The sequence below is a fragment of the Rhodovulum strictum genome (assembly GCF_009649175.1).
GTDB lineage: Bacteria > Pseudomonadota > Alphaproteobacteria > Rhodobacterales > Rhodobacteraceae > Rhodovulum > Rhodovulum strictum.
Genome location: NZ_WJPO01000011.1, coordinates 41769 through 65387, shown reverse-complemented (window position 1 = coordinate 65387; position 23619 = coordinate 41769). Strand labels below are relative to the sequence as shown.

The 23619-nt window shown below is 66.8% G+C and carries 27 protein-coding genes; 12 read left to right on the top strand and 15 right to left on the bottom strand.

All coding sequences use genetic code 11. The annotated features are described in order from the left end of the window. Nucleotides 1-6: 6 nt before the first annotated feature. Both purS and purC read right to left on the bottom strand, forming a co-directional pair. Nucleotides 7-246 (bottom strand): phosphoribosylformylglycinamidine synthase subunit PurS, encoded by a 240-nt coding sequence (gene purS / locus GH815_RS08970; protein WP_153748435.1) that lies wholly within the window; start codon nt 244-246, stop codon nt 7-9. Nucleotides 247-423: 177 nt separating this feature from the next. Further along, nucleotides 424-1185, bottom strand: coding sequence for a phosphoribosylaminoimidazolesuccinocarboxamide synthase (purC, locus tag GH815_RS08965; RefSeq protein ID WP_153748434.1), 762 nt, complete (start codon nt 1183-1185; stop codon nt 424-426). Between the two features lie 276 nt (nt 1186-1461). On the opposite strand from purC, the gene GH815_RS08960 reads away from it, so the two are divergent. The 3 genes from GH815_RS08960 to bmt all read left to right on the top strand — a co-directional run bounded on the left by GH815_RS08960 (nt 1462) and on the right by bmt (nt 3439). Further along, nucleotides 1462-1914, top strand: a complete 453-nt coding sequence (locus GH815_RS08960) for an SRPBCC family protein (RefSeq protein ID WP_153748433.1) — start codon at nt 1462-1464, stop codon at nt 1912-1914. Nucleotides 1915-2015: 101 nt separating this feature from the next. Then, on the top strand, nt 2016-2330 hold the full coding sequence (locus GH815_RS08955; RefSeq protein ID WP_153748432.1) for a DUF1476 domain-containing protein: 315 nt from the start codon (nt 2016-2018) through the stop codon (nt 2328-2330). 98 nt (nt 2331-2428) lie between these two features. Further along, nucleotides 2429-3439 (top strand): betaine--homocysteine S-methyltransferase, encoded by a 1011-nt coding sequence (gene bmt, locus GH815_RS08950; protein ID WP_153748431.1) that lies wholly within the window; start codon nt 2429-2431, stop codon nt 3437-3439. A gap of 132 nt (nt 3440-3571) precedes the next feature. Here the strand turns inward: bmt and GH815_RS08945 are convergent, their stop codons facing one another. The 7 genes from GH815_RS08945 to GH815_RS08915 form a co-directional block, all read right to left on the bottom strand. Continuing rightward, nucleotides 3572-3718, bottom strand: coding sequence for a hypothetical protein (locus GH815_RS08945; RefSeq protein WP_153748430.1), 147 nt, complete (start codon nt 3716-3718; stop codon nt 3572-3574). After that, nucleotides 3715-4320: a holin family protein gene (locus tag GH815_RS08940; protein WP_153748429.1), complete on the bottom strand. Its 606-nt coding sequence runs from the start codon at nt 4318-4320 to the stop codon at nt 3715-3717. The genes GH815_RS08945 and GH815_RS08940 overlap by 4 nt, the downstream gene beginning before the upstream one ends. Beyond that, entirely contained in the window at nt 4311-4922 is a 612-nt protein-coding gene (locus GH815_RS08935; RefSeq protein ID WP_153748428.1) for a holin-associated N-acetylmuramidase, read from the bottom strand. Before GH815_RS08935 ends, GH815_RS08940 begins: the two co-directional genes overlap by 10 nt. 104 nt (nt 4923-5026) lie before the next feature. Further along, nucleotides 5027-5476, bottom strand: coding sequence for a cytochrome c maturation protein CcmE (ccmE, locus tag GH815_RS08930; RefSeq protein WP_153748427.1), 450 nt, complete (start codon nt 5474-5476; stop codon nt 5027-5029). Nucleotides 5477-5488: 12 nt separating this feature from the next. Beyond that, entirely contained in the window at nt 5489-6517 is a 1029-nt protein-coding gene (argC, locus tag GH815_RS08925) for an N-acetyl-gamma-glutamyl-phosphate reductase (protein ID WP_153748426.1), read from the bottom strand. Between the two features lie 57 nt (nt 6518-6574). Continuing rightward, nucleotides 6575-7387, bottom strand: coding sequence for a glutamate racemase (locus tag GH815_RS08920; protein ID WP_153748425.1), 813 nt, complete (start codon nt 7385-7387; stop codon nt 6575-6577). Nucleotides 7388-7518: 131 nt separating this feature from the next. Further along, on the bottom strand, nt 7519-10917 hold the full coding sequence (locus GH815_RS08915; protein WP_153748424.1) for an indolepyruvate ferredoxin oxidoreductase family protein: 3399 nt from the start codon (nt 10915-10917) through the stop codon (nt 7519-7521). 151 nt (nt 10918-11068) lie between these two features. On the opposite strand from GH815_RS08915, the gene GH815_RS08910 reads away from it, so the two are divergent. From GH815_RS08910 to GH815_RS08885, 6 genes are all read left to right on the top strand, one after another. Next, a complete protein-coding gene (locus tag GH815_RS08910) occupies nt 11069-11974 on the top strand; it encodes a LysR family transcriptional regulator (protein WP_153748423.1) in 906 nt (301 codons plus the stop codon). Nucleotides 11975-12318: 344 nt separating this feature from the next. Further along, nucleotides 12319-13116 (top strand): lytic murein transglycosylase, encoded by a 798-nt coding sequence (locus GH815_RS08905; RefSeq protein WP_153748422.1) that lies wholly within the window; start codon nt 12319-12321, stop codon nt 13114-13116. Nucleotides 13117-13191: 75 nt separating this feature from the next. Continuing rightward, on the top strand, nt 13192-15351 hold the full coding sequence (purL, locus tag GH815_RS08900; protein WP_153748465.1) for a phosphoribosylformylglycinamidine synthase subunit PurL: 2160 nt from the start codon (nt 13192-13194) through the stop codon (nt 15349-15351). A 72-nt stretch (nt 15352-15423) separates the two neighbouring features. Beyond that, nucleotides 15424-15666, top strand: a complete 243-nt coding sequence (locus tag GH815_RS08895) for a BolA/IbaG family iron-sulfur metabolism protein (protein WP_153748421.1) — start codon at nt 15424-15426, stop codon at nt 15664-15666. 4 nt (nt 15667-15670) lie between these two features. Further along, nucleotides 15671-16033, top strand: a complete 363-nt coding sequence (gene grxD, locus GH815_RS08890) for a Grx4 family monothiol glutaredoxin (RefSeq protein WP_153748420.1) — start codon at nt 15671-15673, stop codon at nt 16031-16033. A gap of 7 nt (nt 16034-16040) precedes the next feature. After that, nucleotides 16041-16520 (top strand): hypothetical protein, encoded by a 480-nt coding sequence (locus GH815_RS08885; protein WP_153748419.1) that lies wholly within the window; start codon nt 16041-16043, stop codon nt 16518-16520. Nucleotides 16521-16526: 6 nt separating this feature from the next. Here the strand turns inward: GH815_RS08885 and GH815_RS08880 are convergent, their stop codons facing one another. After that, the gene (locus GH815_RS08880; RefSeq protein ID WP_153748418.1) at nt 16527-16925 is read right to left on the bottom strand and encodes a cell division protein ZapA; all 399 of its coding nucleotides are present in this window, start codon (nt 16923-16925) and stop codon (nt 16527-16529) included. Next, a complete protein-coding gene (locus GH815_RS08875; protein ID WP_153748417.1) occupies nt 16918-17403 on the bottom strand; it encodes a hypothetical protein in 486 nt (161 codons plus the stop codon). Before GH815_RS08875 ends, GH815_RS08880 begins: the two co-directional genes overlap by 8 nt. Nucleotides 17404-17636: 233 nt before the next feature. Here GH815_RS08875 and GH815_RS18850 point away from each other — a divergent pair, with 233 nt between their 5' ends. After that, nucleotides 17637-17780, top strand: coding sequence for a hypothetical protein (locus tag GH815_RS18850; RefSeq protein WP_170290324.1), 144 nt, complete (start codon nt 17637-17639; stop codon nt 17778-17780). A 123-nt stretch (nt 17781-17903) separates the two neighbouring features. Here GH815_RS18850 and coaD read toward each other — a convergent pair whose 3' ends face one another. From coaD to GH815_RS08860, 3 genes are all read right to left on the bottom strand, one after another. Next, nucleotides 17904-18395 (bottom strand): pantetheine-phosphate adenylyltransferase, encoded by a 492-nt coding sequence (gene coaD / locus GH815_RS08870; protein ID WP_153748416.1) that lies wholly within the window; start codon nt 18393-18395, stop codon nt 17904-17906. 99 nt (nt 18396-18494) lie between these two features. Then, a complete protein-coding gene (locus GH815_RS08865; protein ID WP_153748415.1) occupies nt 18495-18929 on the bottom strand; it encodes a CBS domain-containing protein in 435 nt (144 codons plus the stop codon). Between the two features lie 66 nt (nt 18930-18995). Then, the gene (locus GH815_RS08860; protein WP_153748414.1) at nt 18996-19889 is read right to left on the bottom strand and encodes a LysR family transcriptional regulator; all 894 of its coding nucleotides are present in this window, start codon (nt 19887-19889) and stop codon (nt 18996-18998) included. A 106-nt stretch (nt 19890-19995) separates the two neighbouring features. Between GH815_RS08860 and GH815_RS08855 the strand changes: the two genes are divergently transcribed. After that, nucleotides 19996-21495, top strand: a complete 1500-nt coding sequence (locus GH815_RS08855; protein WP_153748413.1) for a CoA-acylating methylmalonate-semialdehyde dehydrogenase — start codon at nt 19996-19998, stop codon at nt 21493-21495. 62 nt (nt 21496-21557) lie between these two features. Here the strand turns inward: GH815_RS08855 and GH815_RS19175 are convergent, their stop codons facing one another. Then, complete coding sequence (locus GH815_RS19175) at nt 21558-22127, bottom strand: VPLPA-CTERM sorting domain-containing protein (protein WP_246176374.1); 570 nt, start codon at nt 22125-22127, stop codon at nt 21558-21560. Nucleotides 22128-22441: 314 nt separating this feature from the next. Between GH815_RS19175 and GH815_RS08845 the strand changes: the two genes are divergently transcribed. Further along, nucleotides 22442-23575, top strand: a complete 1134-nt coding sequence (locus GH815_RS08845) for a carboxylate-amine ligase (RefSeq protein ID WP_153748412.1) — start codon at nt 22442-22444, stop codon at nt 23573-23575. The last annotated feature ends 44 nt before the right edge of the window (nt 23576-23619 follow it).

Sequence of the window (23619 nt, the reverse complement as noted above, 5' to 3'; positions counted from 1 at the left end):
CCGGTCTCAGCCGATCTCGATGTCGAAGCGTTCGATCACCGTGTTGGCCAGCAGCTTCTCGCACATCTCGCGCACCTGTGCCTCGGCCCTGGTGCGGTCGGTCTCGGCCAGTTCCAGGTCGATCACCTTGCCCTGGCGCACCTCGCCCACACCCTGAAAGCCCAGCGTGCCCAGCGCATGGGCCACGGCCTGCCCCTGCGGGTCCAGAACGCCATCCTTCAGCATCACGTGAACGCGGGCCTTCATCCTGTGGTCCTTCCTTGTCTTGCTGCGGGCCTTGAACTGTTGCGGGCGCGGGCGGCGCCGCCGCCCCCTGACCTTCCGTTCGGATCATTTGCGCCTGTGCTTGCCGCGGGCGCCGTCGCGTGTGGGGTCATGTCCGGGGCGGGTTTGTGATGACACAAGCCGGACACGCTTTCCCTTTCAATTGATGAGGGTCGGCTTCGATGCGTGGGTGACGTTCGAGGGCAGCACGCCCAGCCGCCGGGCGACCTCGGAATAGGCATCCGTCAGGCTGCCCAGGTCGCGGCGGAACACGTCCTTGTCCAGATGCTGGCCGGTCTTGACATCCCACAGCCGACAGCTGTCGGGGCTGATCTCGTCGGCGACGACAAGGCGCATGAAGTCGCCATCCCAGATCCGGCCGATCTCGATCTTGAAATCCACCAGCTTGATGCCGACCGCCATCATCACGCCCGACAGGAAGTCGTTCACGCGAAGCGACAGTGCCACCATGTCGTCCAGATCCTGCTGGCTGGCCCAACCGAAGGCGATGATGTGCTCCTCGGTCACCATCGGATCGCCCAGCGCATCGTCCTTGAAGTAGAACTCGACGATGGGACGGGGCAGCGGCGTGCCCTCCTCGATGCCGAGCCGCTTGGACATCGACCCGGCGGCGGTGTTGCGCACGACGACTTCCAGCGGAATGATCTCGACCTGACGGATGAGCTGCTCGCGCATGTTCAGCCGCTTGATGAAATGGGTCGGCACACCGATCGCGTTCAGCCCGGACATGAAGAATTCGGACAGACGGTTGTTCAGCACCCCCTTGCCCTCGATCACGTCATGCTTCTCGGCGTTGAAGGCGGTGGCGTCATCCTTGAAATACTGTACCAGCGTTCCGGGCTCGGGGCCTTCGTACAGGATCTTCGCCTTGCCTTCGTAGATCTTCTTGCGCCTTGCCATGGATACTCCGAATCCGGACGGCGCGGGAGACGGACGCCCCGCGCGCTTGTGCTGCGCTTTTAGGGCAAGGACAGCCCTGCCGCAAGGCGGCGCGGATCGGCCAAGCGGGCCGGATCCGCCCCCAGTCCGGGCCGCATGGCGGACAACTGCGACTTTGGTATCCCTTGACGGCGCCGGACGCATGAAGAAATTCACCCGCACCGGTAGAAATCCGGTCGCCTCTAGGTTGCTGGAGTGTGCCTTGCTCAGGCCTTCTGCGGGCCGGAAGGGAAACCGATGGACCGGTTCGTGATCGACCACGCAGCCCCCGTGCGCACCGTCGCGCACGAGCTTATCCCCGCCAGTCGTGAACGGGTCTGGCACACACTTACCGATTTCGAACGCTGGCCCGCCTGGAACGACACCATCCGCGGGGTCAGGCAGATCGGCCCGCTGGCCCATGGCAGCGTCCTGATCTGGACCGATGCACACGGGTTGACGTTGATCGCCCAGATCGCAAGGCTGGAGCCCTGCGCCTGCATCGGCTGGATCGGACAGGCGGGCGAGGTGCAGGCCGGATACCTGCTGACGCTGATCGAGAAGGGCGACGCGACGCTTGCCAGCGTCGAGGCGTCGGTGGCCTCGGGCCTTGCGCGGCAGTTGCCGGGGCTGACCGAACGCGCGCTGAATGCCGCACTTCGGCGCGGTCTGGCGGCGTTGGGCCGCGAAAGCGTGCGCCGGTCCGCATAGGGACGAAGAACCGCGCCCCGAAGGCAGGCTGCCCCTAGGCATCGCGGCGTTCTTCCCTTAAATGGCTGTCGAAAGCGGAATCCCAGGAGGGCCAGACCCCGATGACCACCTTCGACGAACGCGAGAACGCCTTCGAGAACAAGTTCGCCCATGACTCCGAACTTCAGTTCAGGGCCGAGGCCCGGCGCAACAAGCTTCTGGGCCTCTGGGCGGCAGAGTTGATGGGGCTGTCGGAAGACGACGCGCTCGACTACGCCAAGCAGGTGGTCAAGGCCGATTTCGAGGAACCCGGCGACGAGGATGTGTATCGCAAGCTGGCCGGCGATCTGGGCGACAAGGCCGACGAGGAAACGATCCGCGCCAAGATGGCCGAACTGATGGCACTCGCGCGGGACCAGATCATGACCGAAAGCTGAGGCGCGGGCGTGTCGGTCGACCGATGCGCGCTTCTGCTTCAATCGCGACCGGCGGCCCCCTCTGCGGGCCGCCGCACCGTTTCACAAGGACGTGACCGATGACAGATGCTCTGTCCCGCCTGCTCGAAACCCGCGACTGGTTGATGGCCGACGGGGCCACGGGCACCAACCTGTTCAACATGGGGCTTTCCTCGGGCGACGCGCCGGAATTGTGGAACACCGACAGGCCCGACGCGATCCGCGCGCTTTACCGCGGCGCGGTCGAGGCGGGATCGGACATCTTCCTGACGAATACCTTCGGCGGCAATGCGGCGCGGCTGAAGCTGCATGACGCACAGGGGCGGGTGGGCGAGTTGAACCGCGTCGCCGCAGAACTGGGGCGCGAGGTGGCGGATGCCGCAGGCCGGACGGTCGTCGTCGCGGGCTCGATGGGGCCGACCGGCGAGATCATGGAGCCGATGGGGCCGCTTTCCTATGCCACGGCGGTCGAGATCTTTCACGAACAGGCCGAGGCGCTCAAGGCGGGCGGGGTCGATATCCTGTGGGTCGAGACGATCAGCGCGCCCGAGGAATACAAGGCCGCGGCCGAGGCCGCGCGGCTGGCCGGCATGCCCTGGTGCGGCACGATGAGCTTCGACACCGCGGGCCGGACCATGATGGGCGTGACCTCGGCCGATCTGGTGGATCTGGTCGAGCGGCTTGGCTGGAGCCCGGTCGCCTTCGGGGCGAATTGCGGCGTCGGCGCATCGGATCTGCTGCGCACGGTGATGGGCTTCGCGGCAGCCGGATCGGAACGGCCGTTCATCGCCAAGGGCAATGCGGGCATCCCGAAATACCATGACGGGCATATCCATTACGACGGCACGCCCGAACTGATGGCCGATTACGCAGTGCTCGCACGCGATTGCGGGGCAAGGATCATCGGCGGCTGTTGCGGCACCACGCCCGAGCATCTGCGCGCCATGCGGGCCGCGCTGGAAACCCATCCCCGCGGCCCACGGCCCAGCCTTGACGAAATCGCCACGCAGCTGGGCGGGTTCTCGTCCTCGTCGGATGGCACCGGCGATTCCGACGCGCCGGACCGGCCCCGGCGGCGGCGGCGCGGCTGACGGGCGATCCGCCGGGCCCGCCGCACCCGCCACGAGACCATTCGCCCCGAAAGGGACAGTGCGGCGCGACGGTTGCGGTGATGGAACGGGGGACGGGGGGGACGTGCCGATCCCATCCGTCAGACCGCCCCGCTAGAACAGCGCCACAACCAGACCGACCCCGGCCAGCGCGATCACCAGCTCGCGGCAAAGCGGTTCGGTCCGGTCATGCTGCCACAAGGCGGCTAGGCTACCCAGCGCGGCCAGCACGCAAAGATCGGCGGCAAGCGCGAGGCTCATTCCCTTGCCCTCCAGGCATCGAGCGCGGGGTTCGGTGAGGAACCGGATGACGCGGGCCGGGGCTCGGCGGGCGGTGCGCTTGCAGCGGGCGCCGATTGCGACTGCGGCGCGGCGGGGGCGGTGGAGCTGGTCGTCTTGTCAAGCTGGTCCAGCAGGCGCAGGTTTTCCAGAACGGCCGGGGTGCGCGCCATGGTCTCGGCAATCGAGCGCTGGAACTCCTGCCCCTTGGCCTGATAGCGCGAGCCGAAATAGAAGCTGATGATCGCACCCAGAAGCCACCACAGCGGCTCGGGCACCAATGCGATCCCCTGCATCCGCGACGAGAACCAGACCGGATCGACCATCGCGGAGACCAGCAGGAACACCGTCCCCAGCGCCAGGAACGGCCGCGGCAGGCGGTTCATGCCATCCACCAGCCGGTCGAAGGCACTGCGCTGGGGATGGGCAAACTCGTGGCCGAACTGTTCCAGCGCGGCGCGTTGAAGATCCGCCGCGCGCTGGTCGGACGCCTCGGCATTGACGCGGAAGACCTCGACCGCTTCGGTGATGACATTGCGGCCTGCGCCGAAAAGCACGTTCGCCAGTCCGAATTTCAGCGCCATTTCGCGGTCCTTTCCCGGTGTTCGGCATCGCTCAGGTGGTAGCGGACCGAGATGAATTCCTCGGCGCGGACGATCCAGCCGCCCTTGCCGCCATCGCGGCGGCGGGCGTATTTGCGGCTGGCGGGACGGCTGTCGGCAATCGCGTAGTAATAGTTGCGCCGGGCGATGCCGTAGGCGTCCACGATATGATCGGGGGCTGCGGCGGCGGCGATCTCGGCGGCGCGCGCGGTCTGCGGCCCGATCACGCCATCGACCGACACCCGCTGGCCCATGTCGTTGAACAACCGTTGCAGGATCTTGACCGCATTCGCACCGGCATTGACATACATGTCAAACAGCGTCGGGTGCAGGATCGCAGGCAGGGTGTGAATGCGCGGGCGCCGGAAGTAATGCTCGATGAAGATCGCGACCGCATCCTCGCGGGTCAGCGCCCGCACATCGGCCTCGGTGATCCTGCCATCGCCGGTCTTGTCGATCCCCAGCGACTTGAGCGTGCCCAGCGTCACCCCGTATTTGGTGGCCCCGCCCGGATCGTCGGGGTCGTTCACGAAGCCGCCCTCCCGGGCGACGATCTGTTCGGCAAGCTCTTTGATGGTGCGCATGGAGTCCCCTCGGTTCGACGTTCGAAGCGGGGGGATATTGTGTCAGCGGGGTTAATGCGGCCCGAGACCACCGTGCGCTGGTGCAACGCGGCCGGGTGCGGGCGTCAGGTGTCGCCCTCGGTATGGCGGTAGACGCCCTGTTCCTTCAGCGCGTCGACAACCTCGCGCGGCATGTAGCTTTCGTCATGCTTGGCCAGGATCTCATGGGCCACGAACACCCCGTCGATCAGCCGCCCGGTGCCCACCATGCCCTGGTTCTCGGCAAACAGGTCGGGCAGCACGCCGGTATAGGTCACCGGCACCACCGCGCCGCCATCGGTGACGTTGAAGCGGATCGTCTCGCCCTGCCCGCGTTCCAGGCTGCCTTCCTCGACCAGCCCGCCGATGCGGAACACCTCGGTCGGTTCGGGCGGCTGCGCCATAATCTGGCTGGGCGAACGGAAGAAGTTGATCCCGTCCTTCATGGCATAGCCGATCAGCGCCGTGGAAATCCCCAGCGCCACAAAGGCCACCAGGATGATCTGTATCCGCCGTCTCTTCTTCAGTCCGCGCATCGTCCCTCTCCGTCAGGGGAAGCAGGGCGCCAGCATCAGCCCCGTTTCCTCCGCGATCCCCAGCATCAGGTTGGCGTTCTGCAGCGCCTGCCCCGACGAGCCCTTGGTCAGGTTGTCGAGCGCGGCAAACACCAACGCCCTGCCCGGTCGCCTGTCCCCCACAACGCCCAGATGGACGAAGTTCGAGCCGCGCACATGGCGGGTCGAGGGATGCTCGCCGAATGGCAAAACCTGAAGGAACGTCTCATCTTCATAGGCCGTTGCCAAGGCCGAATGGATCGCCTGCGGATCACCTTTCAGCCAGCAGGTCGTCAGAATCCCCCGGTTCGCGGGAATCAGGTGCGGCGTGAACTGCACCTCGACCCGGCGGCCTGCCGCCTTGCTGAATTCCTGATCGAACTCGCCCAGATGGCGATGGGTGCCGCCGACCGCATAGGCGTGAAAGCCTTCGGACAGTTCGGCATGCAGCAGGTTCTCCTTCAGCGCCCTGCCCGCCCCCGAAACCCCCGCCTTCAGGTCGATGGCGATGTCGTCCAGGTCGATCACCCCCGCCTCGATCAGGGGCCGGATCGCGTATTGCCCGGCCGCCGCGTTGCATCCCGTGCCCGCAACCAGCCGGGCGGCGCGGATCTCGTCGCGATAGAACTCGGTCAGCCCATAGACCGCCTCGGCCTGCAATTCGGGCGCAGCGTGGGGCTTGCCGTACCATTTCTCGTAATCCGCCGGATCGCGCAGCCGGAAATCCGCCGACAGGTCCACGATCTTGAGGCTACGCGGCAGCTCGCGGATCACTTCCTGGCTGGTGGCATGGGGCAGCGCGCAAAAGCACAGATCGACCGCCGAGAAGTCGATTTCCTCGATCCGCACCAGATCGGGCAGGTCCAGATGGCGCAGATGCGGGAACACGGCCGCCATCGGCTGGCCCGCCTTGCGCTCGCCCGACAGCGCGACGATCCGCATGCCGGGATGGGTGGCGATCAGCCGGACAAGCTCAGCCCCGGTATAGCCCGAGGCGCCCAGGATGGCGACGGAATGGGTCATATTGCGCTCCGCGCTGGTGTCGGTTGGGGTTCTAGACGCGACGGGCCGCGCCCGCAATCACGCGGCGCGAAATTCGATGCGGCGGCGCAGGAATTGCGTGGCCTTGTTCGACACCGTCGCCGGATCGCCCGTGGTCAGGAACATCGACTCGGTGCCCGGCCCCAGCATCCCGGGATGACGGCCCAGGTAATCGGCCAGGCTTTCAGCCACCAGATTCGCCTGCGAATAGACCCGGACCTCGGGGCCCAGCGCATCCTGAAAGGCGCGCTCCATCAGCGGATAATGCGTGCAGCCCAGGATCGCGGCCTCGGGATGCGGCATCCGCCGCTTCAGCGCCTCGACATGGCTGCGCACCAGCGCCTCGGCCAGCATCTCGTCGCCCTGTTCGATCGCATCGACCACACCGCCGCAGGGCTGCGCCTCGACATCGACGCCGATGGCGCGAAAGGCCAGTTCCCGCTGAAAGGCGCGGCTGGCGACCGTCGCGGGCGTGGCAAACAGCGCCACATGCTTGACCGCCACCTCGCGGGGGGGGGAATTGTCGCCCCATTGCCGTTCGGTCAGCGCCTCGATCAACGGCACGAAGACACCCAGCACGCGCTTGTCCTTGGGCACCCAGCTTTCCTGCATCCGCCGGAGCGCGGCGGCCGAGGCCGTGTTGCAGGCCAGGATCACCAGATCGCAGCCCGCCTCGAACAACCGCGACACACCCGCCGTGGTCAGCCGGTATACGTCCTCGGCATCGCGCACCCCGTAGGGCGCATGGGCATTGTCGCCGAAATAGACGAAGGGCACATCGGGCAGCCGCCGTGCGACGGCGTCCAGCACCGTCAACCCCCCAAGACCGGAATCGAACACACCCACTGCCATGGCCTGCCTCATGCGCTGCGCATCGCGCCCGGGCAGGGCCGCCGGAAGGGCGGCGCCCGGGGCTGTTTTCCCACTCATAAGTCGAGTTGTAGCGGAAATCCATCGCCCGATGCGCGCGGCGATGGCTGGCGCTATTCCGCCGCCTGCCGCAGCGCCACGCCCCCCGCCCGGAACGCGGCCAGCAAGTCCGCGCGCCGCGCGGCCGCCTCGGCCTCGGCCTTCGCCTTGACCGGGCCGAACCCCTTGACCGACAGCGGCAGTTCCGCCAGCGCCACCGCCGCCTCCAGCCGGTCGGGCGTCAGCCCCGCAATCACCTCGGCCATGTCCGCCTCGTAAGCCCGGATCGCCGCCCGCTCGCGCCGCCGCTCGCCCTGCCAGCCGAACGGATCCAGCGGCGTGCCGCGCAGCCGCCGCATGGCTGCCAACAGCCGGAAGACACGTTCCATCCGCGGGCCATAGCGCCGCTTGGCCGGTCGGCCCTCGGGACCGCGCCCGGCCAGGAAGGGCGGCGCCAGCAGATAGCTTACCTCGAAATCGCCCGCGAACTCGGCCCGCGCCTTGGCGGCGGTGTCCAGATGCAGCCGCGCGACCTCGTATTCGTCCTTGTAGGCCAGCAGCTTGTGATAGCCCTTGGCCACGGCTTCTTTCAGACGCGGATCGGCGAACCGGTCCACCATCCGGCGATAGCGCCGCGCCAGCCGCGCCGACTGATAGGCCGCCAGATGCGCCTCGCGCATGGCGATCTTCTCGGCCAGCGTCCGGGGCTGCGCCTCGGGCGCCGCGATGGCCCGCTCTGCCGCGTCGGGATGCAGCGCCGCCCAGCGCCCGATCTCGAAGGCCCGCCGGTTGCCCGCCGCATCCGCGCCGTTCAACTCGATCGCGCGCAGGATCGCCGCCAGCGACAGGGGCACCAGCCCGCGCTGCCAGGCGGCCCCGGTGACGATCATGTTGGCATAGATCGTGTCCCCCATCAGCCGATGCGCCAGCTCCGTCGAATCGATCAGGTGCAGCCCGTCCTTCAACCGCGCCCGCAAGGCCAGTTCCAGCCGGTCCGAGGGCACGCGAAACGCCGGATCGCGGGTAAAGGCACCGGTCACGATGTCATGGGAATTGACCACTGCACCCGTGCGCCCCGTGGTCATCAGCCCGATGGTCTTGGCCCCGGCCGTCACCACCAGATCGCCGCCGATCACCGCATCGGCCTCGCCCGTGGCCACCCGGATCGCCGAGATATCGCCGGGCCGCTCGGCGATGCGGCAATGGACATGCACCGCCCCGCCCTTCTGCGCCAGCCCCGCCATTTCCATCATGCCCGCGCCCTTGCCCTCGACATGCGCCGCCATCGCCAGAATCGCGCCGATGGTCACCGCGCCGGTGCCGCCGACCCCGGTGATGACCATGTTCCATGTCCCCGCGATGGCGGGCAGCGCGGGCTCGGGCAGGTCGCCAATCTCGATCTCCCGTGCCTCGCGCCGCAGCGCCGCGCCCTTGAGCGTCACAAAGCTGGGGCAGAACCCCTTGAGGCACGAGAAATCCTTGTTGCAGGCCGACTGGTCGATGGCGCGCTTGCGGCCGAACTCGGTCTCGACCGGCACGATGGCCACGCAATTCGACTGAACCCCGCAATCGCCGCAACCCTCGCAGATATCGGTATTGATGAAGACCCGCAGATCCGGATCGGGAAAGGCGCCCTTCTTGCGGCGGCGGCGCTTCTCGGCGGCGCAGGTCTGGATATAGACGATCGCCGTCACCCCCTCGATCCGGCTCAGCCGTTCCTGCACCGCCATCAGGTCCGCACGGGGATGCAGCGGCACGCCGGGCGGAAAGGCTTTGGGGTCCACCGCCTCCTTCTCGTCATGCACGACCTCGACCCGGCGCAGCCCGGCCGCCACCAGTTCCGCCACGATCTGCGGCGCGCTCAGCCCCCCATCATTGCCCTGCCCGCCGGTCATCGCCACGGCGTCATTGTAGAGGATCTTGAAGGTGATGCTGGTGCCTGCCGCCACCGCGGCATGGATCGCCATGCGGCCCGAATGGTTGTAGGTGCCATCGCCCATGTTCTGGAAAACATGACCGCGGGTCGAGAACGGCGCCTCGCCGATCCAGTTCGCCCCCTCGCCGCCCATATGGGTGTGGCCCGTCGTCTCGCGGTCCATCCATTGCACCATGAAATGACAGCCGATCCCGGCATAGGCGCGTGCGCCCTCGGGCAGCCGGGTCGAACTGTTATGCGGACAGCCCGCGCAGAAATAGGGCAGCCGCGCCGCCAGATCCTGCGCATTGTCCGCCCGCCGCGCCGCGCGGATACGATCCAGCGCGGCCGCCAGACGTTCGGACCCGCGCCCCTCCTCGATCAGAACCTCGCCCAGCTTCTCGGCGATCAGCACGGGATCCAGCGCATAGCGCGCGGGGAACAGTTCCTGCCCGCGGTCGTTCTGCCAACCATAGATCCGCCGCCCCCGGCGGTTGTGAAAGATCGCCTCCTTGGCCTGCACCTCGATCAGCTTGCGCTTTTCCTCGACCACCACGATCAGGTCGAGCCCCTCGGCGAACTCGGCAAAGCCCTTCATGTCCAGCGGAAAGGTCTGGCCCACCTTGTAGGTGGAGATCCCCAGCCGCTCGGCCTGCGTCTCGTCGATGCCCAGAAGCCCCAGCGCATGCACCAGATCCAGCCAGTTCTTGCCCGCCGCGACCAGCCCGATCCGGGCCCCCGGCTTGCCCCATACCCGCCGGTCGATGCGGTTGGCATGGGCGAACGCCTCGGCCGCGAACCGCTTGTGGTCGATCATCCGCGCTTCCTGCGCGACCCAGTGATCGCCCAGCCGGATGTTCAGCCCGCCCTCGGGCAACGGGAAATCGGGTGCGGCAAAGGACATCCGGTCCGGGCGGCCATCCACCACGGAGGTTACCTCGACCGTGTCCTTCATCAGCTTGAGCCCGACCCAGACCCCCGCGAAACGCGACAGCGCATAGCCGTAAAGCCCGAAATCCAGAATCTCCTGCACCCCAGCGGGCGACAGCACCGGCATGTAGGCATCGACCAGCGCCCAGTCCGACTGGTGGCAGGTGGTCGAGGATTCGCCGGTGTGATCGTCCCCCAATGCCATCAGCACACCGCCATGGCGCGACGTACCCGCAAGGTTGGCATGCCTCATCACATCGCCCGAGCGGTCCACCCCCGGGCCCTTGCCGTACCACAGCCCGAAGACGCCATCGAACCGCCCCTCGCCGCGCAACTCGGCCTGCTGCGTGCCCCAGAGCGCGGTGGCCGCCAGATCCTCGTTCAGCCCCGGCTGGAACCGCACATCCGCCGCCTGCAACGCCGCCGCCGCGCGGGCCATCGTCATGTCCACCGCGCCCAGCGGCGAACCGCGATAGCCGGTGACATAGCCCGCCGTGTTCAGCCCGGCCGCCCGGTCGCGCGCCTTCTGCATCAGCATCAGCCGCACCAGCGCCTGGGTGCCGTTCATGAGGATCGGCGATTTCGTCAGGTCATAGCGGTCGTTCAGGCTGACATCCTGCCGGATCATGCGCGCCCCTCCCTCGCGGTCCTGCATCATGATAGGTCAAAATTAATGACCTACAAAATCAATTCCTCGCCACATCTTGGTTTGCAATCGGACAAGGCCCACCTGTAGGACACCGCGCAGGCGGGCATGGCAGCATTGCAGGAATTGCATGATGGACTGGGACAAGCTCCGGATCTTCCACGCGGTCGCAGACGCGGGCAGCCTGACACATGCGGGCGAAACGCTGCACCTGTCGCAATCCGCCGTCAGCCGCCAGATCCGCGCGCTGGAGGACAGTCTTGGCTCGACCCTGTTCCACCGCCATGCGCGCGGGCTGATTCTCACCGAACAGGGCGAGTTGCTGTTCGACGCCACCACCGCGATGAGCAAGCGGCTGGAGGCCGCCGTCGCGCGCATCCGCGACAGTGTCGAGGAGGTGTTCGGCGAGTTGCGCGTGACCACCACCACCGGCTTCGGCTCGCTCTGGCTGGCCAAGCGACTGCCCATCCTCTACGAACGCTACCCCGAATTGCGCATCGACCTGATGCTGTCCGAACAGGTGCTCGATCTGCCAATGCGCGAGGCCGACGTTGCCATCCGCATGAAGGAACCCAGCCAGGCCGACCTGATCCGCCTGCGCCTGATGAGCGTGCGGATGCAGCTTTATTCGGTGCAATCCTATCTCGATGAACACGGCACGCCCGCCAGCCTCGACGATCTCGCGACCCACCGGCTGATCTGTCAGAACACCTCGACCGCGCAGGTCAGCGCGGGCGCGCGGCTGGTGCAGGAATTGCTGGCCCACCCGATCCGCTCGACCCTGACGGTGAACAACTATTTCGGCGTGCTTCAGGCGGTTCTGAACGGTCTGGGGATAGGCGTGCTGCCCGACTATGTCACCGAGGATCACCCGCAACTTGTCCGGGTACTGCCCGCAATCGAATCGAACGAGGTTCCGGTCTTTCTGGCCTATCCCGAAGAACTGCGCGCCTCGCGCCGGATCGCCGCCTTCCGCGAATTCATCACAGAGCAGATCACGGAAAAGCGCCAGCGCGAGAAAGACACGTCAGGATTGTGAGATATCTGTCACACGCATGACGGGCATGCAACCCTGCCGCGTTTTTTACCTTGAACCAGCGCCAGAGCGTCCATAATTGCTGTGACGAAGGCGGAAGCAGCGCTTTCGTCTTTACCTCCCTGTTGGACTTGGGCCGAGCTTTTTGCTCGGCCTTTTTTTGTTCCGGACACCGGATGCCCGCTTTCCAGGCGCCCCAGGGGACATCGGGCACATTTGCCGGGCAGCATCAGAACGTCAGTGTAGCGGCATCGGCCCTGGGGCCGCTGTCCAAAATCGTCCGAATCCGGCATTGGGTCACCGGGCGGCGGGCGCTATTGTCATGCTCGACCGACAGGAGATACCTCATGCGAATCCGTGCCTTCGCCCTTACCGTTGCCGCGCTCTGCCTTGCCGGACCGGCGCTTGCCACGCCCTGCGGGGATGGCGCCGCCGGTTTCGAGACCTGGAAACGCGACTTCGCCCGTGAAGCCGCCAGCGCCGGGATCGGCCAGCGCGGGCTCGCGGCGCTGGCGGCAACGCAATACGCCCAAGCCACGATCAATGCCGACCGCAACCAGCGCAGTTTCCGCCTCAGCTATCCCGAATTCTGCCAGAAGCGCGGCTGCGACGTGATCGCCCAGCAGGGCCGCAGCCGCAAGGTGCAGAACCCGGCCTTCTATGCTTCGCTCGAACGGGTCTACGGTGTCCCCGCGGGGGTACTGATCGCAATTCACGGGATGGAAACCGCCTTTGGCCGCTTCATGGGCAATGCCAACGTGCTGAACGCCACCGCGACGCTGGCCTTCGATTGCCGCAGGCCGGATTTCTTCCGCCCCCACCTGATTGGGGCGCTCAGGATGATCGACCGGGGGATGATGTCGCCCGGCGCCATCGGCGCGATGCATGGCGAGCTGGGCCATACCCAGTTCCTGCCCGGAAATGCCCTGACCTATGGCCAGGACGGCAATGGCGACGGGCGGATCGACCTGACCGACATGGCCGACGCGCTGGCCTCGACCGCGAATTTCCTGCGGCAAAAGGGCTGGCGGCCGGGGGAATCCTATCAACCGGGCAGCCACAATTTCGAGGTGCTCAAGCAATGGAACGCGGCCGGCGTCTACCAGCGCGCATTGGCCGAGATCGGGGCGCGGATCGACGGCTGAAACCCCCGCGGCCCCTTTCCCCGCCCCGCGCCTTGGCTTAAACAGCCGCCCAAAGGCGACATGTGGGGAAAGACGATGCAGGAACCGGCCATCACCGACGAGCTGATCGCGGCCCATGGGCTCAAGCCCGAGGAATACGCGGAAATCCTGCGGATTCTGAACCGCGCGCCCAGCTTTACCGAGCTTGGCATCTTCTCGGCGATGTGGAACGAGCATTGCTCCTACAAGTCGTCCAAGAAATGGTTGCGCACCCTGCATACCGAGGGTCCGCAGGTGATCTGCGGCCCCGGCGAGAATGCGGGCGTCGTGGACATCGGCGACGGGCAGGCCGTGGTCTTCAAGATGGAAAGCCACAACCACCCGAGTTACATCGAGCCCTATCAGGGCGCCGCGACCGGCGTGGGCGGCATCCTGCGCGACGTCTTTACCATGGGCGCCCGCCCCATCGCGGCGATGAACGCTCTGTCCTTCGGGCAGGTCGATCACCCCAAGACCCGGCAACTGGTGCATGGCGTGGTCGAGGGCATCGGCGGCTATGGCAACTGCTTCGGTGTGCCGACCGTGGGCGGCGAGGTCCGCTTCCACCCCGCCTATAACGGCAACTGCCTTGTGAACGCCTTTGCCGCCGGGCTGGCCGATGCCGACAGCATCTTCTATTCGGCCGCCTCGGGCGTCGGCATGCCCGTGGTCTATCTGGGCGCGAAAACGGGGCGCGACGGTGTGGGCGGGGCCACCATGGCCAGCGCCGAATTCGACGAGGGGATCGAGGAAAAACGCCCCACGGTACAGGTCGGCGACCCCTTCACCGAGAAACGGCTGATGGAGGCCTGCCTTGAACTGATGGCCTCGGGCGCCGTCATTTCCATTCAGGACATGGGCGCCGCGGGCCTGACCTGTTCGGCGGTCGAGATGGGCGACAAGGGCGGCCTTGGCATCCGGCTGGATCTCGACGCCGTGCCGCAGCGCGAAACCGCCATGACCGCCTACGAGATGATGCTGTCCGAAAGCCAGGAACGCATGCTCATGGTGCTGCGCCCCGAAAAGGAGGCCGAAGCCCGCGCGATCTTCGAGAAATGGGATCTCGACTTCGCCATCGTCGGCGAGACGATCCCCGAGGACCGTTTCCTGATCCTGCACCGGGGTGAATGCAAGGCCGACCTGCCGCTGTCGAAACTCTCCTCCTCGGCCCCCGAATACGACCGCCCCTGGGTGCCGCCCCCCGCCCCCGCGCCGCTCGCCGAGGTGCCGGGCATCGACCCGATCGACGCGCTCAAGGCACTGATCGGCTCGCCGAACCATGCCGCCAAGCACTGGGTCTACGAACAATATGACAGCCAGGTGATGGGGGACACGATCCGCCGCCCCGGTCTTGGCGCAGGCATCGTGCGCGTGCATGGCACCGACAAGGCGCTGGCCTTCACCTCGGACGTGACGCCGCGCTATGTCCGCGCCAACCCGGTCGAGGGCGGCAAGCAGGCCGTGGCCGAAGCCTTCCGCAATCTTTGCGCAGTCGGCGCGCGCCCGCTCGCCGCCACCGACAACCTGAACTTTGGCAACCCCGAAAAGCCCGAGATCATGGGCCAGTTCGTCGGCGCGATCCAGGGCATCGGTGCCGCCTGCCGCGCGCTCGACCTGCCCATCGTGTCGGGCAATGTCTCGCTTTACAACGAAACCGATGGCAGCCCGATCCTGCCCACCCCCACCATCGGCGCGGTCGGCCTGATCGACCATATCGACCAGGTGATCGCCGGAACCCCGCAAGAGGGCCATCTGGCGCTGCTGCTGGGCAACACGACCGGCCATCTGGGCCAATCCGCCCTGCTCTACGAGGTGTTCAACCGCGAGGATGGCGACGCGCCGCCCGTTGACCTTGCCGCAGAGCGCGCGCATGGCGAGTTCATCCGCGCCAACCGCCACCTGATCGCCGCCGCCACCGACCTGTCGGATGGCGGCCTCGCGCTCGCCGCCTTCGAGATGGCCGAGGCGGCCGGCGTGGGCGTGCATCTGGATGCCGCCGACACCCCCACGCTGTTCGGCGAGGATCAGGCCCGCTACCTGATCGTCGCCCCCTTCGACGCCGCCGAGGCGCTGATGGTGGCCGCCGGCAAGGCGGGCGTGCCGCTGGCCACCGTGGGCCGGTTCGGCGGCGACAAGGTCGGCTTCGGCGCCGCCTCTGCGCCACTGGCAGAGCTTGCCGCCCTTTATCGCAGCGCCTTTGCCGAGGCACTGGGCTAAGCCCCAACGCGGCCCTTGCGGCGGTTTGCCGACGCGCTTACCTTGACCACGACGAACAGGACGGAGCCCCGAATGGCCATCGCGCCCGAAGAGATCGAAGCCCTGATCCGCGCGAAATTTCCCGATGCGCAGATCACCATCACCGACATCGCCGGCGACGGAAACCACTATGCCGCCGAGGTGATCGACGAAAGCTTCCGCGGCCAGAACCGCGTTCAGCAGCAGCGCGCCGTCTATGCCGCCCTGAAAGAGCAGATGGAGGGCTCCAAGGGCGCGCTCCACGCGCTTGCCCTCACCACCAAAGCTCCGGAGTGACCCCATGTCCGACGCAGAAACGCGCATCAAGGAAACCATCGACGGCAACAGCGTCGTCCTGTTCATGAAGGGCACCCGCGAGATGCCGCAATGCGGATTCTCCAGCCGCGTAGCGGGCGTGCTGAACTTCATGGGGGTCGAGTTCGCCGATATCAACGTGCTCGCCGACGAGGATATCCGCCAGGGCATCAAGGATTTCTCGGACTGGCCGACCATCCCCCAGCTTTACGTCAAGGGCGAGTTCATCGGCGGCTGCGATATCGTCACCGAGATGACGCTGTCGGGCGAGCTCGACAAGCTCTTCGACGACAAGGGCGTGGCCTATTCAAAGGAAGCCGCCGACAAGATCCGCGCCGCCAACGCCTGAGACGGCCATGCTGCGCGCGCGGCTCTGGTATGGCCCGGCCGGGCATGGGCTGGCGCTGGACCGTGTCGCGCGCTACCTAGCCGGGCCACTCGCCTGTCAGGTGCGCAGCGAAACCCACATCCGCTTCGGCCGCCGGGTGCAGGCGCTGGTGCTGCATGACCCCATCGCCGCGATGATCGAACTTGACCGCCGCCCCGAGGTCTCGGCCGAGGCGGCGGACCTGATCGCCCGCCTGCCCGCAAGCGCACCGCCCGCATTGGCGCTGAAACTGGCCGGATGCACCGCCCGGCTCGACCTGCACGACGCCCCGGGTCAGCGCCTGATCCCGTCCAGCGGCCCTGCGCGCAGCGTCCTCGTCCCGCTCGCCTTCGCCATGGATGGGCTGGTCGAGGATCTCGAAAGCGGGCGGCTTTCGCATTTCCGCCTGCCCGGCACGCCGCCCCGAAACTGGCTTGCGCGCATCCTGTCGGGGCTCTTGCGGCGCTGAGCAGGCTCAGCCACCCATCACCTTTTCCTCGACCGTATCGGCCAGCGATTCCGCCCGCGCCGCCAGTTCGGCGAAGGTATCGACCACGATGGACGGGATCACCGGCACCTCTATGCGCTCGGGCGCTGGCGCGGGGCGGGATTCCAGTTCGCCGATCCTGGCGCGTGCCTCGCCCAGCTTGGCCTCGATCCCGCGCAGCCGTTCCTCCAGCCCCACGGTCTTGTCCGCCAGCATCAGCCCAGCCATCAGCAGCATGCGCGACTCGGGCAGATGCCCGCCCTGCGCCGCCAGCACCGCCGCCTCGGCATCCAGCGCGCGCGCCGCAGCCTGAAGGAATGGCTCCTCGCCGGACTGGCAGGCCACCTCGAAGCTGCGCCCGCCGATGATGATCTCGACATTAGGCATGGGCCCCTCCTTCGGCCAGCGGCCGCAGATCGGCGATGATCGCCTCCAGCTCGGCCCGGTCGCCCGCGCGCAACGCCTCCAGCGCGGCAAGCTCGGCCATCATCGCCGCGTCGATTGCCACGGGATCGCCCAGTCCCTCGGCATTGGCCGCGCGCAATGCCGCGCTCGTCTCGCGCAACCGCGCATTGACCGCGCGCAGCCGCTCGACCTCTGCCTCCAGCGCCTCGGCGCGCTCGGTCATCTCATGCGCACGCCGATCCAGCCGTGCAACCTGGGTCTCCTGCCGCTCGCGGATCGCCTTCACGCGATCGTTCAACTGGGCATTGGTGCTGCGCTCGATTTCCAGCGCCTCGCGCAGGCCCTCAAGCTCGGCGGGATCGGGCCGGTCGGGGTCGATCCGCTCCAGCCTTTCCAGCCCCGCCCCGATCCTTTCCAAAGCCGCGGTAATCCGCCGCTCGAACTCGGTGATCTCGCTCATCTCTGCCTGTTCCCCGGCCGTTCTGCCTCGCCCCAGTCCACCCCCCGGGACCGAATCGGTGCAGCGGGACTTGGGTCAATTTTATCTCAAGGTGCAACCGAATGCGCCCCCTTTCCAGTCAAGGGCTTACCGCCTATGCTTGACCTACTGCCCGAAGACCGCGCACCCCCCCGCCGACCAGAGCACGCCATGACCCGCTCCACCCCAGCCCGCCGCCACCCCGGCCCCGCCGCATGAGCAATCGCGTCGCGATCGTGCTGCTCGTTCTGGTCGCCCTTGCCGCAGCGGCAGACCAGGTGCTGACCGGCTCTGCCAATACCCTGTTTCTCGCCCGCAAGTTCGTGGACCTGATCGACGCCCTGGCCTTCTGGCGTTGACAGTCACAGGGCCACCGGGCGCGTCCTCTGCTTCTTCTTGGTTCAAATACCCAACGCGCGGTCCGGAACGGGCCGCCCAGAAAATGTCTTGCGCCGCAGGCGCTCCGCTGGATCGGGTCCGGTTCAGGCGAAGCGCGCCACCAGCCGGTCGCGCACCGCCGGCGTGACGAAGGACGACACATCGCCCCCCAGCCGCGCGATTTCCTTGACCAGCCGCGAGGCAATCGCCTGACGCCGCGCATCCGCCATCAGGAACACCGTCTCGATCGAGGAATCGAGCGCGCGGTTCATGCCGACCATCTGGAATTCATACTCGAAATCCGCGACCGCACGCAGGCCGCGCACGATCATCGTGGCGCCCACGTCGCGCGCGCAATCGATCAGCAGGTTCTCGAACGGATGCGCCACGATCTCGGTGCCGGTCCGCGCGCCCAGCGCCGCGCATTCCGCCTCGATCATCGCCACGCGATCCTCCAGCGGGAACAGCGGACCCTTGTCGCGGTTGATCGCCACGCCGATCACCAGCCGGTCGACCAGCGCGCAGGCCCGCGTGATGATATCGATATGGCCAAGCGTCAGCGGATCGAATGTGCCGGGATACAGGCCAATGCGCATGGGGGCCCCTTTCTGCCAGTCTTTCCCCGCACGCAACTATATTGCCGCGCCTTTTGCAAGTGCAGCATCGACCGCGCCCCCTGCACGACGCAGCGCCACTCAGAACCCCATGATCATGCCTTCCAGCGCGTCCTTCTCCATCGACAGTTCGGACAGCCGCGCCTTGACCACATCGCCGATCGAGATCAGCGCCACCATCCGCCCCTTGTCCATCACCGGCATGTGGCGGAACCGTCCCTCGGTCATGCGCGCCAGGACCTGATGGGCCGTATCCTCAAGCGTGCAGGTCTGGATCGTGCGGGTCATGATTGCCGCGACGGGCTGCCCGAGCACTTCGGATCCCCGCCGACCGACCTCGCGCACGATATCGCGTTCGGACAGGATGCCTTCCAGCGTGCCGGAAGCGTCGCTGACCACCAGCGAGCCGATCCGCCTTGCGGCCAGTTCCGCCGCGGCCTGGGCAACCGTGGTGTCCGGCATCACCGTCGCCACACCCGGCACCAGCTTGGATTTCAGGATCTGATGGACTTGCATCGCGCCTCTCCCCATAGCGCCCCGAACGGGACCGGGGTTCAGCGTCGCCCCGACTGCGACAATCTGTCAAGCGATCCGTGCCTCAAGCCGGGCAACTTCTGCGCGAAGCCCGTCGAACAGCAGGGAAGCGAAGCGGTTCAGCCGGGCCAGCTTGCGGTCGCCGCCATGGCGGATCAGATAGAAGCTGCGCTTCAGCGACACCTGATCGGGCAGCACCCTGACCAGCCCCGGCGCCGCGGGAATCGCGAAATCATGCACGATCCCCAGCCCCGCCCCCGCCCGCAGCCAGTTCAGCTGCACCGCGACCGAGTTCGAGGCCAGCGGCACCCGCTCGACCCCGATCTCGGACAGGTAATCCAGTTCGCTGTCAAAGATCATGTCAGGGATATACCCCACGATCCGGTGCCCCGTCAGATCGGCCAGCCCGCGGATCGGCGGATGCCGGGCCAGATAGTCGCGATGGGCGACCAGGTGCAGCCGGTAATCGGTGACCCGCTGCACGGTCAGCCGCCCGGTCTCGGGCGGGCTGACGGCGATTGCCATGTCGGCCTCGCGGCGCGACAGGTTGAACACCCGCGGCAGCGCCACGATCTGCACCTCCAGCCCCGGATTGGCATCGCAGATCGCCGCCGTCACCTGCGGCAGCAGGAAATTCGCCACCCCGTCCGGCGCCCCGATCCGGACCGAGCCGGTCAGTTGCCCGCCCTGCCCGCGCAATTCCTCGGCCCCCTCGGTCAGCGCCTGTTCGGCCTGCATCGCGCGGTCCATCAGCCGTTCGCCCGCCTCGGTCAGCCCGTAGCCGCGCGGCGAGCGGGCAAAGAGCGCCGCGCCCAGCGTCTCTTCCAGCCGGGCGATGCGACGGCCCAGCGTTGCGGGGTCCAGCTTCAGCACCTTGCCCGCCCCGGTCAGGCTTTCGGCCCGCGCCACAGCCAGAAACAGCCGCATGTCGTCCCAGTTCATGCCCATGTCCTTGCATTTTCGCAAAACACCTTTGGCAAACTGCCGCTTTTCCGGGGAATTCTGCAAGACTATCCTGCGCGCACACAGGATTCCCGGGAGGATTGCCATGAAGGAACTGACCCATTTCGTGAACGGCCAGCAGGTCAAGGGGACCTCGGGCCGTTTCGCCGATGTCTACAACCCCGCGCTGGGCGAGGTGCAGGCGCGCGTGCCGCTGGCCTCCAAGGCCGAGATGGATGCCGCCATCGCCGCCGCCGCCGCCGCCCAGCCCGCGTGGGGCGCGACCAACCCGCAGAAACGCGGCCGGGTGATGATGGAATTCGTCCGCCTGATCCACCGCGACATGGACAAGCTGGCCGAGGTTCTGTCCTCGGAGCATGGCAAGACCATTCCCGACGCGAAAGGCGACGTGCAGCGCGGGCTTGAGGTGATCGAGTTCTGCATCGGGGCGCCGCAGATGCTGAAGGGCGATTTCACCGACAGCGCCGGCCCCGGCATCGACATGTATTCGATGCGCCAGCCGCTGGGCGTCGTCGCGGGCATCACGCCGTTCAACTTCCCCGCCATGATCCCGCTGTGGAAGATGGGCCCCGCACTGGCCTGCGGCAACGCCTTCATCCTCAAGCCCTCGGAACGCGATCCGTCCGTGCCGCTGATGCTGGCCGAACTGTTGCAGGAGGCGGGGCTGCCCGATGGCCTCTTGCAGGTCGTCAACGGCGACAAGGAGGCGGTCGACGCGATCCTCGACAACCCGTTGATCCAGGCCATCGGCTTCGTCGGTTCGACCCCCATCGCCGAGTACATCTATGGCCGCGGCTGTTCCAACGGCAAGCGGGTGCAATGTTTCGGCGGCGCCAAGAACCACATGATCATCATGCCCGATGCCGACATGGACCAGGCGGCGGATGCGCTGGTGGGGGCGGGCTATGGCGCGGCGGGCGAACGCTGCATGGCGATCTCGGTCGCGCTGCCGGTTGGTGAGGAAACCGCCGACCGCCTGATCGAGAAACTCGTCCCCCGCATCGAAAAGCTGAAGGTCGGCCCCTATACCGCGGGCAATGACGTCGATTACGGCCCGCTCGTGACCGCCGAGGCCAAGGCCCGCGTGCTGGGACTGATCGATTCGGGCGTGGCCCAGGGCGCCGAAATCGTCGTAGACGGCCGCAACTTCGCCCTGCAAGGCTATGAAAACGGATATTTCGTCGGCCCCACGCTGTTCGACCGCGTGACCCGCGACATGGACATCTACAAGACCGAGATCTTCGGCCCCGTGCTGTCCACCGTGCGCACGAAAACCTACGAAGAGGCGCTGGGCTATGCCATGGACCACGAATATGGCAACGGCACCGCGATCTTCACCCGCGACGGCGACACCGCGCGCGATTTTGCCAACCGGGTGAATGTGGGCATGGTCGGCATCAACGTGCCGATCCCGGTGCCGCTGGCCTATCACACCTTTGGCGGCTGGAAGAAATCGGGCTTCGGCGACCTGAACCAGCACGGCCCCGACGCCTTCCGCTTCTACACTCGCACGAAAACCGTCACCTCGCGCTGGCCGTCCGGCCTGAAGGAAGGCGGGGAGTTCCACTTCAAGCAGATGGACTGAAACGAGAAAGGGCGGCCTTGGGGGCCGCCCTTTTTTGTCAGGTGCGCTGTGGCGCGGGCGTGTCAGGCCTTTTTGCGGCGCAGCGCGGCCAAACCGCCGATGCCCGCGAGCAGCAACCAGCCCGCGGCGGGCAGCGGAACCAGGTTCGGTTCGCCGTTGTAATACGCCGAGCCGTGCGAGAGGCCGTCCTTGGAATTGCCGGGACCCGAGGTGCTCCATGTACCGACCAGCGGCTTGGTCGTGTCGAGCAGGAACGCGGCGAAGGAGTTTGCCTGCTTCAGCGTCAGAGCGACGTACTGATAGCCAAACGGGTTCAGCAGTTCCCAGTTCAGAACACCGTCGTCATTGTCATCGTCGAGTTCGAAAAGTGCGAAGGACACATTCCCGTCGCCGGCGGTCGCATCGTCGGTCTTGTCGCCAAGGGTCCAGCCGGCCATGCTGAACAGGGTGTAGCTGTCGGTAATGGTGTTGGTGTCATTGCCCGACGCGCAGAACTTGTCCAGAACCGCGTCCGGACTGCCCTGGTTGACCGTGTAACTCACATTGCCGAAAGAACACGTCGCCGCCGACGCCGCCCCCGCCATCACCACCGCAGCGACGGCCGCTGCCGCTGTCGTCTTCAATAGGTTCATGCCTTCCCCCTCAAATAAACGCAGCACCGCCCCTCGCGAGCCACTTCCAATCACGACAGAAATACGACGATACTCTGTCATCTCAAACAAGGAACCGACGGGGGATGTCGCTTTTCGACCCTGACGCGCGCATGTTTCCTGCTGACGCCACGGCAACTTTCGCGGCAGCCGCATGTCACCCCGACTGATGTCGCCCCTTGGTTGTTCTTCACGAATCGCTTCGGCCCTTTTCCCCTGCTCCACGCGAAATGCTTGCCGCCCCGGATGTTTCCTGCTGACAATGCGCAGGCATGCCATCGCCGAAGGGCCGCTCGATGACCGTCACCTCCCCCGATTTCAGCATCGGCATCGAAGAGGAATACCTGCTCGTCGATACCGCGACCTGCGCCCTTGTCGAGGCACCCAAGGCATTGATGGAGTCCTGCGCCGCCGAGCTGGGCGGCCAGGTGACGCCCGAATTCCTGCAATGCCAGATCGAGGTCGGCACCCGCGTCTGCCGCACCGTGCCCGAGGCGCGCGAAGACCTGCGCCGGTTGCGCGCCACCGTCGCGAAACAGGCCGCCGCCCATGGTCTGGCCCCCATCGCCGTGTCCTGCCACCCCATCGCCGACTGGCAGGAACAGCACCACACCGACAAGCAGCGCTACAACGATCTGGAACGCGCGCTGGCGGGCGTGGCGCGGCGGATGCTGATCTGCGGGATGCATGTCCATGTCGGCATCCCCGATCCCGACCAGCGGATCGACCTGATGGCGCAGATGTCCTATTTCCTGCCGCATCTTCTGGCGATGTCGGCCTCCTCGCCGTTCTGGAAGGGGGTGAATACGGGGCTGGCCTCGTACCGGCTGACGGTGTTCGACAACCTGCCCCGCACCGGCCTGCCGCCGCGGTTCGAAAGCTGGTCGGATTACGAACGCTCGGTCGGCGCGCTGGTCAGGCTGGGCCTGATCGAGGACGCCACGAAAATCTGGTGGGATCTGCGCCCCTCGGCCCGGTTCCCGACGCTGGAAACCCGGATCTGCGATGTCTCGCCCCGGCTGGAACATGCGCTGTCCATCGCCGCGCTGACCCAGTGCATCGCCCGGATGCTGTGGCGGCTGGCCGGAAAGAACCAGCGCTGGCGGGTCTATGAACGGTTCCTGGTGGGCGAAAACCGCTGGCGCGCGCAACGCTATGGCGTGACCGAGGGGCTGATCGATTTCGGCCGCAAGGAACTTGTCCCCTTCCCCGACCTGCTGGACGAACTGATCGCGCTGGTCGAACCCGATGCCGCAGCGCTGGGCTGCTGGGCCGAGGTGCAGGCCGCGCGCGACGTGATCGCCGATGGCACCTCGGCCGACCGGCAGCGCCGGGTCCATGCCGCCGCGCTGGCCGAGGGCAAGACCGCAGATCAGGCGATGGCCGCCGTTGTCCGCGCCCTGATCGAGGAATACAACGCCGATCTGTGACGCCCGGCCCCCTTGCATTCGCGCCGGGCAGCCTGTCAAATGAA

Bases quoted from the DNA above. Each gene is read 5' to 3' on its own strand.
- purS (WP_153748435.1), bottom strand. From the start codon at position 246: ATGAAGGCCCGCGTTCACGTGATGCTGAAGGATGGCGTTCTGGACCCG.
- purC (WP_153748434.1), bottom strand. From the start codon at position 1,185: ATGGCAAGGCGCAAGAAGATCTACGAAGGCAAGGCGAAGATCCTGTAC.
- GH815_RS08960 (WP_153748433.1), top strand. From the start codon at position 1,462: ATGGACCGGTTCGTGATCGACCACGCAGCCCCCGTGCGCACCGTCGCG.
- GH815_RS08955 (WP_153748432.1), top strand. From the start codon at position 2,016: ATGACCACCTTCGACGAACGCGAGAACGCCTTCGAGAACAAGTTCGCC.
- bmt (WP_153748431.1), top strand. From the start codon at position 2,429: ATGACAGATGCTCTGTCCCGCCTGCTCGAAACCCGCGACTGGTTGATG.
- GH815_RS08945 (WP_153748430.1), bottom strand. From the start codon at position 3,718: ATGAGCCTCGCGCTTGCCGCCGATCTTTGCGTGCTGGCCGCGCTGGGT.
- GH815_RS08940 (WP_153748429.1), bottom strand. From the start codon at position 4,320: ATGGCGCTGAAATTCGGACTGGCGAACGTGCTTTTCGGCGCAGGCCGC.
- GH815_RS08935 (WP_153748428.1), bottom strand. From the start codon at position 4,922: ATGCGCACCATCAAAGAGCTTGCCGAACAGATCGTCGCCCGGGAGGGC.
- ccmE (WP_153748427.1), bottom strand. From the start codon at position 5,476: ATGCGCGGACTGAAGAAGAGACGGCGGATACAGATCATCCTGGTGGCC.
- argC (WP_153748426.1), bottom strand. From the start codon at position 6,517: ATGACCCATTCCGTCGCCATCCTGGGCGCCTCGGGCTATACCGGGGCT.
- GH815_RS08920 (WP_153748425.1), bottom strand. From the start codon at position 7,387: ATGGCAGTGGGTGTGTTCGATTCCGGTCTTGGGGGGTTGACGGTGCTG.
- GH815_RS08915 (WP_153748424.1), bottom strand. From the start codon at position 10,917: ATGATCCGGCAGGATGTCAGCCTGAACGACCGCTATGACCTGACGAAA.
- GH815_RS08910 (WP_153748423.1), top strand. From the start codon at position 11,069: ATGGACTGGGACAAGCTCCGGATCTTCCACGCGGTCGCAGACGCGGGC.
- GH815_RS08905 (WP_153748422.1), top strand. From the start codon at position 12,319: ATGCGAATCCGTGCCTTCGCCCTTACCGTTGCCGCGCTCTGCCTTGCC.
- purL (WP_153748465.1), top strand. From the start codon at position 13,192: ATGCAGGAACCGGCCATCACCGACGAGCTGATCGCGGCCCATGGGCTC.
- GH815_RS08895 (WP_153748421.1), top strand. From the start codon at position 15,424: ATGGCCATCGCGCCCGAAGAGATCGAAGCCCTGATCCGCGCGAAATTT.
- grxD (WP_153748420.1), top strand. From the start codon at position 15,671: ATGTCCGACGCAGAAACGCGCATCAAGGAAACCATCGACGGCAACAGC.
- GH815_RS08885 (WP_153748419.1), top strand. From the start codon at position 16,041: ATGCTGCGCGCGCGGCTCTGGTATGGCCCGGCCGGGCATGGGCTGGCG.
- GH815_RS08880 (WP_153748418.1), bottom strand. From the start codon at position 16,925: ATGCCTAATGTCGAGATCATCATCGGCGGGCGCAGCTTCGAGGTGGCC.
- GH815_RS08875 (WP_153748417.1), bottom strand. From the start codon at position 17,403: ATGAGCGAGATCACCGAGTTCGAGCGGCGGATTACCGCGGCTTTGGAA.
- GH815_RS18850 (WP_170290324.1), top strand. From the start codon at position 17,637: ATGAGCAATCGCGTCGCGATCGTGCTGCTCGTTCTGGTCGCCCTTGCC.
- coaD (WP_153748416.1), bottom strand. From the start codon at position 18,395: ATGCGCATTGGCCTGTATCCCGGCACATTCGATCCGCTGACGCTTGGC.
- GH815_RS08865 (WP_153748415.1), bottom strand. From the start codon at position 18,929: ATGCAAGTCCATCAGATCCTGAAATCCAAGCTGGTGCCGGGTGTGGCG.
- GH815_RS08860 (WP_153748414.1), bottom strand. From the start codon at position 19,889: ATGAACTGGGACGACATGCGGCTGTTTCTGGCTGTGGCGCGGGCCGAA.
- GH815_RS08855 (WP_153748413.1), top strand. From the start codon at position 19,996: ATGAAGGAACTGACCCATTTCGTGAACGGCCAGCAGGTCAAGGGGACC.
- GH815_RS19175 (WP_246176374.1), bottom strand. From the start codon at position 22,127: ATGAACCTATTGAAGACGACAGCGGCAGCGGCCGTCGCTGCGGTGGTG.
- GH815_RS08845 (WP_153748412.1), top strand. From the start codon at position 22,442: ATGACCGTCACCTCCCCCGATTTCAGCATCGGCATCGAAGAGGAATAC.